The sequence below is a fragment of the Paraburkholderia sp. J63 genome, from assembly GCF_905220245.1.
In the GTDB taxonomy this organism is placed as follows: Bacteria; Pseudomonadota; Gammaproteobacteria; order Burkholderiales; family Burkholderiaceae; genus Paraburkholderia.
In genome coordinates, this window is record NZ_CAJMZF010000030.1 from 1 (window position 1) to 16,445 (window position 16,445).

10 protein-coding genes and 3 pseudogenes are annotated in these 16,445 nt (G+C 65.1%); 6 read left to right on the forward strand and 7 right to left on the reverse strand.

Annotation, left to right across the window (positions count from 1 at the left end):
- Positions 1 to 702: 702 nt before the first annotated feature.
- The 3 genes from U5775_RS26465 (at position 703) to U5775_RS26475 (ending at position 3,876) form a co-directional block, all read left to right on the forward strand.
- On the forward strand, positions 703 to 1,872 hold the full coding sequence (locus U5775_RS26465) for a glycine betaine/L-proline ABC transporter ATP-binding protein (RefSeq protein WP_322061071.1): 1,170 nt from the start codon (positions 703 to 705) through the stop codon (positions 1,870 to 1,872).
- Positions 1,865 to 2,761 carry a choline ABC transporter permease subunit gene (choW, locus tag U5775_RS26470; protein WP_322061072.1) on the forward strand — a complete coding sequence of 299 codons (897 nt, stop codon included), beginning with the start codon at positions 1,865 to 1,867 and terminating at the stop codon, positions 2,759 to 2,761. Before U5775_RS26465 ends, choW begins: the two co-directional genes overlap by 8 nt.
- A 122-nt stretch (positions 2,762 to 2,883) precedes the next feature.
- Entirely contained in the window at positions 2,884 to 3,876 is a 993-nt protein-coding gene (locus U5775_RS26475) for a GlxA family transcriptional regulator (protein WP_322061073.1), read from the forward strand.
- Positions 3,877 to 3,914: 38 nt separating this feature from the next.
- Here the strand turns inward: U5775_RS26475 and U5775_RS26480 are convergent, their stop codons facing one another.
- On the reverse strand, positions 3,915 to 5,051 hold the full coding sequence (locus U5775_RS26480) for a GlxA family transcriptional regulator (protein ID WP_322061074.1): 1,137 nt from the start codon (positions 5,049 to 5,051) through the stop codon (positions 3,915 to 3,917).
- Positions 5,052 to 5,412: 361 nt separating this feature from the next.
- On the opposite strand from U5775_RS26480, the gene U5775_RS26485 reads away from it, so the two are divergent.
- Positions 5,413 to 5,667 (forward strand): hypothetical protein, encoded by a 255-nt coding sequence (locus U5775_RS26485; protein ID WP_322061075.1) that lies wholly within the window; start codon positions 5,413 to 5,415, stop codon positions 5,665 to 5,667.
- 3 nt (positions 5,668 to 5,670) lie between these two features.
- On the opposite strand, the gene purU is transcribed toward U5775_RS26485, so the two are convergent.
- The 5 genes and pseudogenes from purU to U5775_RS26510 form a co-directional block, all read right to left on the reverse strand.
- Positions 5,671 to 6,558 carry a formyltetrahydrofolate deformylase gene (gene purU / locus U5775_RS26490; protein WP_322061076.1) on the reverse strand — a complete coding sequence of 296 codons (888 nt, stop codon included), beginning with the start codon at positions 6,556 to 6,558 and terminating at the stop codon, positions 5,671 to 5,673.
- 211 nt (positions 6,559 to 6,769) lie between these two features.
- Positions 6,770 to 7,285 carry a molybdopterin-dependent oxidoreductase gene (locus U5775_RS26495; protein ID WP_322061077.1) on the reverse strand — a complete coding sequence of 172 codons (516 nt, stop codon included), beginning with the start codon at positions 7,283 to 7,285 and terminating at the stop codon, positions 6,770 to 6,772.
- Positions 7,286 to 7,618: 333 nt separating this feature from the next.
- The gene (gene fusA / locus U5775_RS26500; RefSeq protein ID WP_322061078.1) at positions 7,619 to 9,691 is read right to left on the reverse strand and encodes an elongation factor G; all 2,073 of its coding nucleotides are present in this window, start codon (positions 9,689 to 9,691) and stop codon (positions 7,619 to 7,621) included.
- A gap of 198 nt (positions 9,692 to 9,889) precedes the next feature.
- A pseudogene (locus tag U5775_RS39530) lies at positions 9,890 to 10,084 on the reverse strand (LysR family transcriptional regulator); the annotation flags it as partial.
- A gap of 307 nt (positions 10,085 to 10,391) precedes the next feature.
- Positions 10,392 to 10,559: a hypothetical protein gene (locus tag U5775_RS26510; RefSeq protein WP_322061079.1), complete on the reverse strand. Its 168-nt coding sequence runs from the start codon at positions 10,557 to 10,559 to the stop codon at positions 10,392 to 10,394.
- A 504-nt stretch (positions 10,560 to 11,063) separates the two neighbouring features.
- Here U5775_RS26510 and U5775_RS26515 point away from each other — a divergent pair.
- Positions 11,064 to 11,485, forward strand: a pseudogene (locus tag U5775_RS26515) (Hsp20/alpha crystallin family protein).
- Positions 11,486 to 11,921: 436 nt separating this feature from the next.
- Positions 11,922 to 12,404, forward strand: a pseudogene (locus U5775_RS39535) (sulfatase/phosphatase domain-containing protein); the annotation flags it as partial.
- Positions 12,405 to 12,465: 61 nt separating this feature from the next.
- On the opposite strand, the gene U5775_RS26525 reads toward U5775_RS39535, so the two are convergent.
- Positions 12,466 to 16,146 carry a CheR family methyltransferase gene (locus U5775_RS26525; protein WP_322061080.1) on the reverse strand — a complete coding sequence of 1,227 codons (3,681 nt, stop codon included), beginning with the start codon at positions 16,144 to 16,146 and terminating at the stop codon, positions 12,466 to 12,468.
- Positions 16,147 to 16,445 lie beyond the last annotated feature (299 nt).

Here is a 16,445-nt window from a genome sequence, read left to right on the forward strand (position 1 = left end):
GCTCAAACCGCCAGTGTGACGCCGTCCACCACTAGCCCATTGTCGGAGCGGTTCCGGAGCGTCCGTCACCACTCGCCCCATCCCGGAGTGACAAAGGGCTCATCCTTCCGGCGGCGCTGCGCGCGCCGTGGGGCATAACCGAAACCCAGCGGGACGCATGCGTATCGATGAACGCATGCGTATTCGCCTGCCAGGCCCCCCTGGTTTCCCATGCAGACCCGACCGCTGCGCGCGTAGCGGGCAGCGGGATGAATGACTCCTTTGTCACTGAGTGGAATGGTGCGAGATGGCAGACGCGCCTATACCATTCCCCCTGAACGGCAGTTTGCGGACTTCGTCACACTGGCGGTGTGAGCGGCTTTCTTTGCCTACTTTCTTTGCCGCCGCAAAGAAAGTAGGTGCCGCCCCGCACAGGGGCAACCCTGGCAGACCGCCGCGAAAACAAGGAAACGCGAAGAAGAAAGCGCGAAGAGGAAAACGCGCAATACCCGCACCAATAAACCCCACCCGCACCGCCGCGGTGCACAACCCCAACCCCAAACACCAATGAGCACCCATCAAACCGGAACCCCAAACCACCGTGTCGTTTTTGCATAAGCACTTGTCGTAAATAGCCATCCCGGCAGGGTTTTTTCTGGCAACTATGTAGCTACACAGAGACACAGCGCGGGCTGGCGCCTGCATGACGAGGAGATGGAGTCGATGAAATCCCCAAAGATCGTAGTCGATGGACTATGCAAGGTTTTCGGGCCCAATCCGAAAGTGGCGCGCGAGCTGCTTTCGAGCGGCGCCACCAAGGACGAAATGTTCGCGAAGACCGGTTATGTGCTTGGCGTGAATAACGCCTCGTTCTCGGTGAACGAAGGCGAGATTTTCGTGCTGATGGGGCTCTCGGGCTCCGGCAAGTCCACGCTCATTCGCCTCATCAATCGTCTCGTCGAGCCCACCGCGGGCAAGGTCGTGATCGACGGCCGCGATATCGCGGCCGTGAAAAAGCGCGAGCTGGTTTCGCTGCGCCGCACCGACATGAGCATGGTGTTCCAGTCGTTCGCGCTCATGCCCCAGCGCACGGTGCTCGCGAACGCGGCCTTCGGCCTCGAAGTGGCCGGCGTCGGGCGCAAGGAGCGCGAGCAGCGCGCGCTCACCGTGCTCGAGCAGGTCGGTCTCGCGCAGTTCGCGCACAAGCTGCCCGCCGAGCTCTCGGGCGGCATGCAGCAGCGCGTGGGCCTCGCGCGCGCGCTTTCGGTGAACCCGTCGCTGATGATCATGGACGAGGCGTTCTCGGCGCTCGATCCGCTCAAGCGCAAGGAAATGCAGAACGTGTTGCTGCAACTGCAAAAGGAGCAGCGCCGCACGATCATGTTCGTTTCGCACGACCTGGAAGAGGCGCTGCGCATCGGCACCCGCATCGCCATCATGGAAGGCGGCCGCATCGTGCAGATCGGCACTCCCCAGGAAATCATCAGTAATCCTGCCGATGACTACGTGCGCGCGTTCTTCGACAGCGTGGACACGAGCCGCTATCTCACCGCCGGCGATCTGATGCAGCGCGAAGCGGTGCCGCTCATCCGCACGCTGGACAAGACGAGCGTGGCCGCGTCGCTCAACGGCAGCAACGAATATGCGTTCGTGCTCGACGCGCAGCGCCGCATCAGCGGTTTCGTCACGCGCGATGCGATCGGCGTGGAGAAGCCCTCGCTGCGCCAGGTCGAATGCATTTCGCGCGCGGCGCCGCTCGATCAGGTCGTCTCGCGCGTGTGCGCGACCAACACAGCATTGCCCGTGGTCGACGATGAAGGCCGCTACTGCGGCTCCATCGATCAGGCCGCTGTCCTCAAGGTCATTACGCGCAACAGGGGTGCCCATGTCTGAGATCATTCCACTCGGCCAATGGGTCGATCAGTCGGTTCATTATCTGCTCGACCATGACGCCAATACGTTCGACGCCATCGGCAGGGGCATCGAAAGCTTTGCGAGGCTCATCGAGCACGGTCTGCAGATCGTTCCCATGTGGGCGATGATGGCGTTCTTCATCGCGCTCGGGCTCTGGCGCGTGGGCTGGCGCTTCGCGATCTTCGCCACGGCTTCGCTGCTGCTCATCTACGCAACCGGCTTCTGGGATCAGATGATCGTCACGCTGGGGCTCACGCTTTCGTCGACGCTCATCAGCCTGGTGCTCGGCATTCCGCTCGGCATCTGGACCGCGAAGAACAAGCTCGTGCAGACCATCGTGCGGCCGATTCTCGACCTGATGCAGACGATGCCGGCCTTCGTCTACCTGATTCCGGCCGCGATGCTGTTCGGTCTCGGCCGCGTGCCCGGCATTCTCTCGACGGTGATCTTCGCGATGCCGCCCGCCGTGCGTCTCACGAGCCTCGGCATCAAGCACGTGAACCGCGAGATCGTCGAAGCGGGGCAGGCCTTCGGCTGCACGCCGTGGCAACTGCTCTACAAGGTGCAGTTCCCCAACGCGCTGCCGTCGATCATGCAGGGCGTGAACCAGACGATCATGATGGCGCTGTCGATGGTGATCATTGCCTCGATGGTGGGCGCGGGCGGCCTCGGCAACGACGTGCTCGCGAGCATCCAGCGTCTCGACATCGGCCTCGGTTTCGAGAGCGGGCTTTCGGTGGTGCTGCTCGCGATCATTCTCGACCGCATTACCGAGAGCTTCGGCCGCGCGCCCGGTGCCGCCAGGGCGCCACTGTTCTCGGGCGTGAAGCAATTGTTTCGTCCGCGCGCGGTAGTCGCGCAGGCCTGAGTGGGCCTGAGCGCCAGGGCGCTTGCGGTAATCGCCGTTGTCTTACCGGGTGGACCGGCCCGCGCGAGCGGGCCGGTTCTTCATGATCAGTCTGTGCAGGTTTGTCTCCATCGAGGCGCAATGTGACGTCCGGCATCGCCGTGGCCGCCGAACAACCCAGGACGGCTTCTTCGTTACAGCATTTCGGGTTCCTGACTTTGCCGAACTTTTCGATGATCGCGTTTTCGAGCGCCGTCGAAGTTCTGCGTATGGCCAACTATGTCGGGCGCGGCGAGCTTTATCGCTGGTCCGTCTATACGCTCGACGGCGCGCCCGCACGCGCGAGCAACGGGATATCGGTGCGGCCGGCCCAGGCGCCGGACCCCGCCGATCTGCCCGACGTGATGATCGTCTGCGGCGGCATCCGCATTCAGGAAGCCGTGGACGAGAACGTGCGCGCCGCGCTGCACGGCTTCGCGGAGCAGGGCATTCCGCTCGGCGGCATCTGCACGGGCGCCTACGCGCTGATGGCGAGCGGGCTGCTCGACGGCTACCGGTGCGTGGTGCATTGGGAGAATCTTTCAGCGTTGCACGAGGCCTTTCCACACGTGCAATTCGCCGACGAGCTGTTCGTGGTCGATCGCGACCGGCTCACCTGCACGGGCGGCACGGCGCCGCTCGATCTGATGCTCGATCTCGTGGGCGCGCGCTTCGGCCATCAGCTTGCGGCCAAGGTCTCGGAGCAGTTCATTCTCGAACGTATTCGCGGCGCGACCGATCTGCAGCCGATTCCCGTCGATGCGCGCGTGGGCTTCTCGCGCGCGGAGCTGGTCGAGGTCGTGCGGCTGATGGAGGCCAATATTCGCGAGCCGCTTTCGCTCGAAGAACTCGCGCGGCTCGTGCGGCTTTCGCAGCGGCATCTGCAGCGCATGTTCAAGGCTTATCTGAACGTCTCGCCCACGCACTATTACCTCACGCTGCGTTTGAAGCGGGCGCGCGAGCTATTGCGCACGACCGATGCGTCGATCGCGCGTGTGACGGCCGTCTGCGGGTTCAATTCGCCGTGCCATTTCAGCAAGGCGTATCGCGTGCAGTTCGGTCATGCGCCGAGCCACGAGCGGCGCGGGGTCGAGTGAGGTGAGGGGCGCGCCGCGTTGCCCGGCGCGGCGGCGAATCAATGGAGCGAAGACGAGCCGGGCGCGTTCGCGTCGGCCACCACGATCGGGTCGGTGCGAAAGAACGCGTCGAGGTCGGCCATCTGCGCGCTGTCCTGTCCAACTCGCTGGCCACCGCGTTGCCCGCTGCGCTGCTCGCGGAACATGATCGGCGGCACGCCGAACTGCTTGCGGAATTCGCGTCCGAGATGCGAGGCGTCCGCGAAGCCGCAGCTCGACGCAATATCGGCCACGGTGCGATCCGAGCTCGTGAGCAGCCATGCGGCCGTGCGCAGGCGCAGCACGTTGGCAAACGCGCGCGGGCTCTTGCCCGTCTCGGCCTTGAAAAGCCGTTCGAGCTGGCGCGGCGAGAGATTGAGCTTGCAGGCGAGCTCTTCGAGCGGGATGTTGCGCCCGACCTGCTGCTCCATCAGCAGGATCGCGCGCTTGACCTTCGGATGCGTCGCGGGCTCCAGACCCGGCGGATGCGGCTGGGGCGCGTTGCCCTTCTGCATCTCGCCAACCAGCAGGATGCGCAGCGCCTTTTGCACGGTCGCGTGATCGAAGTGGCGCAGCAGGATCGCGGCGGCCACGTCGATCGACGCGCGCCCGCCCGAGCAGGTGATGCGGCGGCGGTCGATCACGAAGAGCCGGTCGGCGATGAGCGCATCGGCATTCACGGTGGGAAAGCGCTCGATGAAGTCCCAGTAGTGGAACCAGCTCACGCAGATGCGGTGCTCGTCGAGCACGCCCGCGCGCATCATCGCGAACACGCCGGTGCAGATGCCCACGACCGTGGTGCTGCCGGCCGCCGCGCGGCGGATATGGCGCAGCGTTTCCTCGCTCGCCTGCGGACCGGAATGCAGCAGGCCGCCCACGACCACGAGGTAGTCGACGGGCTCGGCATTCTCGAAGGTCTCCCACGGCGTGACCTGGATCCCGCAACTCGCGCGCACCGGCGCGAGCGTCTCGCCGATCACGCGCCACGAGCAGCGCACGGGCTTGCTGTAGTCGCCGTCGTCGGCCGAGAGGCGCAGCATGTCCACGAAGCCCGAGAAAGCGGTGAGCGTGAAATTGGGCAGCAGCACGATGCCGAAGCGGATGCGCTCCGCGGGCTGGGCGTCGGGCGAGGGGACGATCGGTAGCGGGTCGGACATGGGGCGGGTGGCTCAGGAAAACCCATGCGCGAGGCGTAGCGCAAGCGCATGCGGACACCATCCGCGGCGCGCGCAAAACCATGCGCAAACCGCGGCGATGCAGTCCGCTCAAGCGTCGCCGATCCGGCATGCCGGTACTTGTGCTTATGCGTCAGCTATCTGCGTCAAAGCGAAATTTGGGGGCCATGCGCGGCGCGTGGCGACGGCATTCCGCGGCCACGGCGCATTTGTTCTATCGGCCCGGCGCCGCGTTGGCGACACTCGGCGGGGCGTAGCGTCGAGTGGCGCGCGCCGGCCGAAGCAGGCCGATTCAAGTTGATTCAAGCCGATCCACGCGAAAAGGTCCCTAACCGTGCCGCACGTGCCGCGCACCAAAACCGTCGAGCTCAACCAGCGCGCCAGTCATGGCGACGCCGCCGCCGCGCTCGCGCTGCTCGAACAGAGCATGGCGCGCGGGCACGAGCGCATCGGCTTGCTGCGCTATCTGCGCGCGCGGTGCCTTGGCGCCGCGCTCGAACGGCGTCATCACGACTATGCGCAGCGCGTGACGGGCAAGCTGAGCGAGACGGCGCTGGCGGGCCTCGCGCAGGAGGCGCAGCGCCGTCATCGCGGTTGAGCCTTAGAGCACCACCGTGCGGCCGTCGTTGATGAATACGCGGCGTTCCAGGAACGCTTTCACGGCGCGCCCGAGCGTCACGCATTCGACGTCGCGGCCCACGGCGAGCAGCCGCTCGGGATCGCACGTGTGATCGACGCGCTGCACTTCCTGCTCGATGATCGGGCCTTCGTCGAGATCGTCGGTGACGAAGTGCGCCGTCGCGCCAATGAGCTTCACGCCGCGCACGTGCGCCTGATGGTAGGGGCGCGCGCCCTTGAAGCCGGGCAGGAACGAATGATGGATGTTGATCGCGCGGCCGGCGAGGCGCTTGCTCGTCTCGTCGGAAAGAATCTGCATGTAGCGCGCGAGCACGAGCAGTTCGGAGCCGGTCGACTCGAACAGGTCGAGGATCGCGGCTTCCTGCTGCGGGCGCGTTTCCGGCGTGACCGGCAGATGGCGGAACGGCAGGCCGTGCTGGCGCGCGAGCGGCTCGAAATCGGCATGGTTCGAGGCGATGGCCGCAATGTCCATCTGCAGCTCGCCCATGCGCCAGCGGAACAGCAGGTCGGCAAGGCAGTGCTCGAGCTTCGAAACGAGGATCAGCACCTTGGGCCGTACTTGCAGGTCGTGGATCGCCCACGTCATCTCGTGCGTGCGCGCCGTGGGCTCGAATTCCTTGCGCAGGCTCGCGAGGTCGAGCTCGCCGAGCGCATCGTTGGCACCCCTGATTACTTCGTGAAAGACGCAGCGCAGGAAAAAGCGCGAGCTGATGTCGTCGTCGAAAACGGTCAGCTCGTCGATATAGCAATGATGGCCGTCCAGAAAGCTGGCGACGGCGGCCACCTGTCCGGCGGCGCTCGGGCAGGACAGGGTCAGGACGTACTGGTGTGAGCGAACGTCGATGGACATACGAGAGTCTCCAGGTGTCGTAAAGCGCCCCGGGCGGCGTGTTTTTCGCGCTTCGGGGCGATGCCTGGAGTAAGCCATTTCTTGGCGCGCGGCACATAGAACGCACGCGCTATGTTGCGGGTATGGAAACGCCAACCGCTTGGGCGGGCGGGGCGCCGCTGGTGCTAGCGCGGCAAGTGCTGCAAGCGCTGCAAGTGCGCTATGCGAACGCTTATGGCGCGAGCACGCGCACGTCGATGCGCGCGAGGCGCTTGACGTGGCGCGGCGCGGGCACGAGGTCCCCGCCCGAGAACAGCACGGGCGCGCCGTCTTCCTCGGTGAGCGGCGCGCCGCCGCATGCGTAGGCCACCATCACCTGCTGGCCCACCGGCGTGTTGAACAGCTCGTGCCACGTGAAGGGAACGGCATAGCCGTCGTGGCCGATCGCCATGAAGATCATGCGCTTGAAGTCACCGTGCGCTTCGCAGCGCAGGCCCGCATCGCCGATCAGGTCGGTGAGCAGGACGCCGCGGTAGGGCTCGACGGTGCGAATGAAGCGCTGCGTGGTGTAGCAGCGCAGATCGAACGGCGCGGTGGTCGTGGCCGGATATGCGCGCAACGCGTCGAGCGAGAGCGCCATCGGACGCAGCACGCTGCCCGTGAGCAGCAGGACGCCGGGACGATGCGGGGTGTCGGCGGCGGGGGCCGTGGGGCGTGCGGCGAGTTCGGTGAGCGGTGCGAGGTCCATCGTCGGGTCTCCGGGCCGGGAGCCGGCCTGCTGGCGGATCGGCCGGTTCGGGCAGATCAATAAGCCGTGGATCGATATGATCGCACGTATATTACGGTAAGAGACCCGGGTTTTCCCATGCGCGGTAAATCATGGCGATCATCCCGTTGCGGTTATTGGACCATGTCCGGCGCGATATATCGAATATATGTTAAACCATTGTTCTATTTGAAAAATTAATCTGTTCGTTGTCTAATTATTGGCGCCGGATCTGCCGGGTCCGAAGAACGCCCGCGCGCCGGTCAGGGCGGCGTGCTTCACGACGTACCCACGCTGCGCGCCTCGCCCCGTGCTTCACTCCGCGCTATCGCCGCGCGCCCTGTGCTGGGCCGCGAGTTTGTCCTGCTGCGAGGGCGGCACGGGATCGTAGTGGCTCAACTGGATGCTGTAATTGCCGTGCCCGCCCGCGAGCGAATTCAGGCGCGACTGGTAGTCGTTGAGCTCGGCGAGCGGCACCTTGCCCGCAATCACCATGGCGTTGCCGCTCACCGTGCGCGTGCCTTGCACCTGGCCGCGCCGCGAGGAAAGATCGCCGATGATGTCGCCCATCGCCGCCTCGGGCGTCATCACCTCGATGTCGACGATCGGTTCGAGCACGATGGGCTGCGCCTTGAGCACCGCATCGATGAAGGCCTTGCGCCCCGCCGTGACGAACGCCACCTCCTTCGAATCGACCGGATGACTCTTGCCGTCGAACACGGTCACGCGCACGTCCTGCATCGGGAAGCCCGCGAGCGGCCCGCTTTCGATCACCTGCTGAATGCCTTTTTCCACGGCCGGAATGAATTGCGAGGGAATGGCGCCGCCCTTGACCGCATCGACGAATTCGAACCCCGCGCCGCGCGGCAGCGGCTCCACGCGCAGCATGACCTCGCCGAACTGGCCGGCGCCGCCCGTCTGCTTCTTGTGGCGGCAATGCCCCTCGGCCTTGCCGCCGATGGTCTCGCGCCACGCGATGGTGGGCGGCCGCGTGATGACTTCGAGCTTGTGCTGCTCGGTGAGCCGCTCGAGCATGTAGCGCAGATGCAATTCGCCGAGACCATGTACGACGGTCTCGTTGGTGCCCACGGGATGCTCGATCAGCAGACAGGGATCTTCGGCGGCGAGCTTTTGCAGCACCTCCCAGAGGCGCTGCTCGTGGCCGCGCCGCGCCGGTTCGATGGCAAGGCCATAGATCGGATTGGGGAACTCGCAGGGCGTGAGATGGATGTCGCCGTCCTCGGGGGCGTCGTGCAGCACGTCGTCGAAGCTGATGTCGTCGGCTTTGGCGACCGCGCAGATATGGCCGGGGCCGGCGCGCTGGATCTCCGTGTGATCCTTGCCTTGCAGCATCAAGAGATGCGCGACCTTGAACGGCTGGCGGCCGTTGCCGATATAGAGCTGGCTGTCGCGCGAGACCGTGCCCTGATGGATGCGGAACACGGCCACCTTGCCGATGTACGGGTCCACCACGATCTTGAACACATGCGCGAGCACATGCTTGGCGGGGTCGGGCTCCGCGCGCGCAGGCGTGGTCTTGCCGCCGGTCTCGCCGCTGGTTTCTGCGCTGGTCTCGCGATAGAACAGCGGCGGGTTGCCCTCGGTGACGTTGGGCAGGAGCCGCACGAACACGTCGAGCAACTGCGCAATGCCGGCGCCCGTGGCCGCCGAGGTGAAGCACACGGGCACCAGATGCCCTTCGCGCAGCGCGCGCTCGAAGGGCTCGTGAAGCTGCTCCGGGCGGATGGCCTCGCCTTGCTCCAGATACAGCTCCATTAATTCGGGGTCCAATTCAATGACCTGGTCGACGAGCGCATTGTGCGCCGCCTCCACCGAATAAAAATCCGCCTCGCCGGCGGGATTGAAGAAGCAGTCCACCACGTCGCTGCCGCCTTTGGCGGGCAGATTGATGGGCAGGCACTGCTTGCCGAAGCGCTCCTGGATTTGCGCGAGCAGGCCCGGAAGATCGACCTTTTCGCCGTCGATGCCGTTCACGACGATCATGCGGCACAGCTTGCGCTGCTGCGCCCAGCTCATCATGCGGCTCGTGGTCATTTCGATGCCGGTGCGCGCGTCGATCACGATGGCCGCCGTCTCCACGGCTTCGAGCGCGCTGATCGCCATGCCCGCGAAGTCGGGATAGCCCGGCGTATCGAGCAGATAAATGCGCGTGTCCTGGTAGTCGAGATGGGCGACCGCGGAACTGAGCGAGTGATGGTACTTGCGCTCGAGCGGGTCGAAATCGCACAGCGCGGTGCCGCGGCTCACGCTGCCCGGCGCGTGCAGCGCGCCGCCCTGATGCAGCAGCGCTTCAGCGAGCGAGGTCTTGCCGCAGCCGGCGTGGCCGACGAGCGCGACTGTGCGGATGGCTTCGGGGCTGTAATCCATTTGTCGATCCATTGTTGTACAGATTCATCCGGTGAGACCCACAAGCATTTATAGATTCCACTGTGTAATCAACAGGTTGTCAACACGATTAGCCTGATTTGATCCATTTTAATCCGACTGCTGCCAGGTATCGGATGGCGGGCTGGATGGGTCAAAACCTCGAGGAAATATTCTATGCCCATGCTTGGCGACCGTGCGCTGCGTAATGAGGCTGAAATCGTCCATCCTGCATTCCATTGCCAGAGGAAGGGTCTCGACCAGCCCATGCTCGGCGTAGTAATGCGCGACGTCTTCTGCGAGGACGGCAATCATGTCGCTTTTCTCGACTGCGCGCGTGATGAAGAGAAGGGCTGCGGTTTCCACCACGTTAGCTGGCGGCGCAAGGCTGTCACGGCCGCCGAATTCGAGGCGACCTGCAAACGCCTCGAATTGATGCGGGGCGTTCGGGAATTCCTGTGATTGCCGCGACGGCCCGAGCCATGTGGTGAAGCGCTCCAGGTGTTCGGTGCTCAGGCGCTGCACCGAATGCTCGATAAGCAGACCGTATGCACTGTCCGATGGACGGTTCAAATGTCGTGCGGGCAGGAATCGCGAGGTCGTTTTGGGCGGTCCATCGAATGACAGGTGAAGGCGGGAGGCTTGCAAGTCGATGCAGGTGCGCGCATCTTGCCAAGCGTTGTTCGACCCATTCTGGCGGCGTTCAGTGGCGCGACGCACGCTCGCCAAATCGCGGCACATCCGATCGCGGCTCCGGCGCCGCCGGCTCATCCGGTTGACGTTGTTCGGAAGCTTCGCGATCGAGGCGCCGGCTGTCCATCGTCGTTTGCCGTTCCCTCGTGATCATTCGGCGTAGCTTGGACTTGATCATGGTCCTTCTCCTTGTCGTTGGTCTGGACAATGTCAGGGTACAGGGGCAAACCCCGGGCGCGCAATCCCGTTGCAAAGGTTCATTGCGAGCACTGCTGGAATCCGGGCCCGGAACCTCGGCCTATACGCTGGCGTAGTCGAAGCCGCGCGTCGGCATCGCCGGCACGTTTACCGATTTCGTGCTCGCGACCGGCGTCGTGAAGGCCAGGATCACGGCTGGATATTGCGTGACGATCTACGCGAACGGGCGGCAGCCGCATGGCGCGCTCGCAGGCCAATGGCGGCGATGACGTGCCGTCCACTGGGGACCCGCGCTCGACAGGCTCGACCACGCTTGCGCAATCGGATCAGCCCGGGAACCCGGCCACCGGTGCGCCGGCCCGGACAGTTCACTCTTCAGCCATGACAGGCTTTCCCGCAAGCCTGCGCGCGATGCGCGGCGAAACCTTTCCTCCCGTCAACACAGTAAGTCCCCAGACCCGGCATGAACGTAACGGAGGCAATCATGAACGACAGCACTGAACCGGCTAACCTTCCATCGCGTCCATCGCGCGCCGATGTCGCCGCCCGCGAGGGTGCGGAAACGGCGAAGCACGTCACCCGCATCGCGCCCGCGGTCGACGTGTTCGAGGACAGCCGCGGCATCACGCTGTACGCAGACCTGCCAGGCGTGCCGCGCGAAAATCTCGACGTGCGTGGGCAGGACGGCAGCCTCAACATCGAGGCGGAGGCGCTCATTCCTGCGCCATCCGGGCTGCGTCTGCAGCACAGTGAAGTGCGCCATCCGCGCTTCTGGCGCGCCTTCACGCTCAGCCCGGACTTCGATGTCTCGCGCATCGACGCACAACTGCCGACGGGGTGCTCAAGCTGACGATCCCGCGCCGCGAGGAGGCGAAGCCGAGACGTATCCAGGTGAACGTTGAATAGACAGGCAGGGGGTAGGGACGGACTTGCGGCGCGGCGTGCGGGATCCGCGCCGCTTCACCCGCCACGTGGAGGCAATCATGGACGACCCATGAAGCGAAAGCTGGAAGGGCTTCACGATCGAGACGCTCGTGTTTCCGGTACGACACTGCGCGTTGCCCGGGCTGGGCGTGCAGACGTACGTGGCCGCATGACGGTGTCCTCGGCGCGCTCCATCCGGACGGCGCGTCGCGCCGGACCGGAAGGCGCGCTGCCTCGTTCCAAAAATGGAACGACAGCGACTATTTCTTCCCTTATCGCCAGAATCCACAAAACTTAAAGTGCTCCCCAGACCGGTGCTTGCGCGTCTCACCGCAGACGATGCAGCAGGCGCGTGGGTGACGCGGCAGGCCGTTCGGGCCTCGCCGGACGATCGTGAACTACGGGAGGACTGGATCGGTTGGGGTTGGCCGAAACGACCGTCGTGCTCTATTCGTCGGACCATGGCGACAACCTGGGCGCACGCGGGCTCTGGAACAAATCGACGCTATATCGCGAGTCGACCGGCATCCCCATGATCGTCGCCGGGCCTGGCGTGCCAGCAGGCACGAGGCGGCTGACCAACGTGGGGCTCGTGGACATTTATCCTGCTGCGCTGGATGCGGTGGGGCTTGCGCCAGTGGAGGAAGAGAGGGCACTGCCGGGCAAATCGCTGATCGAGATGGCCAACGAAGCGGATGATTTCGAGCGCCTCGGATTCAGCGAATATCACGCGGTGGGGGCGGACGGCGCCGCTTATAGGCTGACCTGTGGACGCTACAAGTATCACCATTACGTGAATTATCAAGCCGAGTTGTTCGATATCGTTGACGCCCCGGAAGAGACGACAAACCTCGCACAATGCGGCGAATATCGAGCCGTGATCGACCGATTCGAAGCGCGATTGAAATCGCTTGTCGATCCTGAATGGGTCGATGCGCGTGCAAGGTGTGACCAGCGGGACCTTATCGGCCCCGTGCAAGCGACAGTTTCTCCAGCAGCACTTCAGCGTTTACCGGCTTGGGCAGGTGGTCGTCAAAGCCCGCGGCGATCGCGGCGTCCCGATCCTGCAGCGAGGCCAGACCGGTGAGGGCAAGCGCGTAGATGCGCCGCCGGGCGCCTTCGCGATCGCGAATACCGCGCAGCAGGTCATGGCCGTCGGCGCCGGGCATCGCAAGATCGCTCACCAGAATGTCGAACGAGCCAGCGGTGAGGCAGGCCAGCGCCTCTTTGGCGCCGGAGGCCGTTTGCACCTGCGCCCCGAGGCTGCGCAGCAGGTACGCCAGGGCTTCCTGCGCCTGCGTGTCGTCGTCGACCAGCAGTACAGACAAGCCATCCAGATGCACCGACTCGTTTGACGCGCGTGCAACCGGCTCATGCTCGGCCACCGCAGCCTGCACCAGGGGCAGGCGCACCGTGAGCCTCGTGCCGCGGCCTTCGCCTTCACTGCTTGCCACCGCCGTGCCGCCGTGCGCCACGACGAGGTGCTTGACGATTGACAGACCCAAGCCGAGCCCGCCGTACTCGCGCGTGCGGCCCGTGTCGGCCTGCATGAAACGGTCGAACAGATGCGGCAGCAGCTCGGGCTTGACGCCAATGCCGTTGTCTGTGACCGAGAGTTCAATCAGCGTTCCCAGACGCGTCAACGCGACCTCGACGCGGCCGCCTTGCGGCGTGAACTTCAAGGCATTGCCGATCAGGTTGGATGCGACCTGCTGCAGCCGGCGCACGTCGCCGCTGACGACGGCCTGGCCCTGCAGGCCGGAGGTGGCCAGAGTGATATCTTTCCTGGCCGCTACTGGCCGGTTGCTTTCCACCACGGTACGCACGGCCGCCGCGAAGTCGAGCGGCTTCGCGTCGAGCGAGAAGCGGCCCGAGGAAATCCGGGAGACGTCCAGCAGGTCATCGATCAGTTCAGCCTGCAACTGGCAGTGGCGCAGGATGGTTTTCACCGCGTGCCGACCCGTTTTCTCGTCGGCGTGCAGGCCGCGCTCGCTTGCGGTCATGAGCACGGCCGCCCAGCTGGAGATCACGTTCAGCGGCGCGCGCAGCTCGTGCGAAACGAGCCCGAGGAAGTTGTCCTTGGCCGTGTTGGCGCGCTCGGCGTCGCGCCGGGCCACTTGCGCCGTGCTGACGGCACGCTTGAGCTCGTCGATGTCCTGGAAGGCGAGCACTGCACCGTCGATGCGGTCGTCGGCGGTCCGGTAGGCACGCACGTTGACCAGCCACCAGCGGTCCTTGCTGTCCTTGTACTCGTGCTCCACATCTGCCAGTCCCTGGACGGCGGACTGCACAACGCGCTCGAGGTCGGCGGCCGAGAAGAGGTGGTTCATTGGCGCCATCGGCTGCCCGACGCTGTCGTCGGGCAAGCCGAACAGCGCCTGGGCCTGCGGCGAAAAATGACGCAGGCGCAGCTGCCTGTCCAGCAGCACGACCGGCAACGGGATGCCTTCGACCAGGTTGCTCAAGTCATCGTTGGCCCGATCGAGCTGCTGATTGCGCGCCTTGAGCTCGTCGTTCAATGAGCCCAGCTCCTGGTTGGCCGACTCCAGCTCCTGCTTGGCGAGCAGCAATTCCTCATTGGCGCTCTGCAGCTCTTCGTTGGTGCTGAGCATTTCCTCATTGGCGGTGCGTAGCTCCTCGTTGGCCGATTCGAATTCGGCAACCACCGTCTTGAGCTGTGCCTGTGCCGCCTCCAGTTCGTCGGACAGCGTAGTGACGGTGCGCTCGAGTTCCTGGACCCGACTGTGGGGCGAGCCCGCGTTCGAGCTCTGCTCCGCGTGCGCTTCGTCGTGCGTTTGGTCGTGCGCTTCGTCGGACGCGCGCCGCAGGGTGACGAGGAAATGGGGTACCAGATCGTCGGCGGTTAGCGGCAGCACTTCCAGCGCGAAGCGCTTGTCGCCGAGCGCTACGCGCTCGCGCCGCACAGGCTGGTTTGTCCGCTTCGCTTCGATCAGCGCGGTACGCACCGTCACGTTCAGTTCGGGCTGCAACAGGCGCGGCAGCGCTAGCGAGGCTTCACCACTGGCCGGCGCGACAAAGCCCGACACGTCGCCGCGAAAGTGCACGACGTCGCCTTTTTCGTCGACCACGAAGCCGGGCGGCACATAGCGCTCCAGCGCGGCGCGATTGGCAGCCTCGATGACCGGGTCGACCGGCTGCGTGCGGCGCGCCGGCGGTGTGCCGCCCTGGCTGGCCCATGGCCGTAATGCATCGATGGGGAAGGTCGCCTGCTGCCGCTTGGTGGCCGGCACCTTGCGATACAGGTGCGGGGCGCCGGCGTGCTCGAAGCCGTCGGTTCCCGAGGTTGCCTCGGCGCGACCCAGCAGCACAAAGCCGTCGGAGCGGCAGGCGTAGTGCAGCACCTCGAGCACATGCTGCTGCGCTTCCTTGCGCAGATAGATCAGGAGGTTGCGGCAGCTGATCAGTCCCATGCCGGAGAACGGCGCGTGGGTCAGCACGTTGTGCCGCGCGAACACGCACATATCGCGAATTGACTTGCGCACGACATAGCCGCCGGAGGTGGCGGCGAAGGTGCTGTCGCGAAACGCCTCCGGCACGTCGTCGACCGCGGCGAAGCCATAGCGGCCAGCGCGCGCAATCTCGATCGACGCCTCGTTGATGTCGGTACCGAAGATCTGCACACGGCGACGCGGTGCCTCGCGGTCGAGCGCCTCCCTTAGCAGCGTGGCGATGGTGTAGACCTCCTCGCCTGTCGAGCAGGCCGGCACCCATACGCGGATCGGGTCGTGTTTCAGTTCCAGAAGGGCGGGAATCACCGACTGGCGCAACACGTTGACAAACTCGGCATCGCGGAAGAAGGCGGTGACGCCAATCAGGATGTCGTCGCGCAGCGCCTCGGCTTCGCGCGCATCGCCGCGCAGCAATTGCAGGTAGCCGCTCACGTCGCGGTCTTTCTGCAGCAGCACGCGGCGCAAGAACCGCCGGCGCAGGTTCACATCCTTGACGTAGCCGAGATTGATGCCGGTCTTTTGCTGCACCAGGGTGAGCGCAGTACCGAGCGCGTCGGCGTCGCCCGTCTGCGCATCGGGCGCCTCGTCGCGCCGCGCCGGGTCGCCGAAGCGCTGGACCAGACACTGGGCGATGTCTTCCGGCGGTAACACCTCGTCGACCAGGCCGGTGTCGATCGCCGCAGTGGGCATGCCTGGTTGGCTGGCCGTCTGCGGCTGCTGGGCAACGACGAGTCCACCCGAGGCCTTGAGATCGACCAGGCCGCCGGCGCCATCCTGACCGGTGCCGGAAAGGATGACCGCCGCGCCGCTCACGTCCGGATCCTGCGCGAGGGAGGCCAGGCAGGCGTCGATCGGCAGATTCAGCCCGGCCTGCCGGCGCGTGAGCCGGAAATGGCCGTCCAGCGCGATCACGCCGGCGTTCTCGGGCAGCACATAAATCCGGTCGTGCTCGATCTTGCGCAGGTGGACGAGTTTTTCGACGGGCATGCGCGAATCCGACTGCAGGATGTCGGCTAGCCGGCTTTCCTCGCTCGGGTCGAGGTGTGTAATGACGAGCACGGCGAAGGCGGGATCGCCTGGCAGCGCGGCGACGATCGTGCGAAGCGCATTCAGGCTGCCCGCCGATCCTCCCAGCACGACCACCCGCAACAACTCTGAAGGCATCGACCCCAAGGCCGCACTCCTGCTTGTTCTGGTAACGTGGATAGCAGTCTATCCCGGCGCTGTATGCACATCAACCGGCAGGCCAAGCAATCCTTATGCCGATGCGAGGGGTGGGTGGCGTGCCAATACACCGTATCTCCCGGATGGCCCGCAACTTTCTGTGTTTGCGGGAAACCCGAAGCTGGCAGCCACAGCACGAAAAAAGCCCTCACGGGGGAGGGCGGAACAGTGCTCCGAAGGAGGTGCGAGCACTGGAGACGATCACGCTTACGGTGCCACGACCCAACATCGGGCCGCCATGTCGTCTT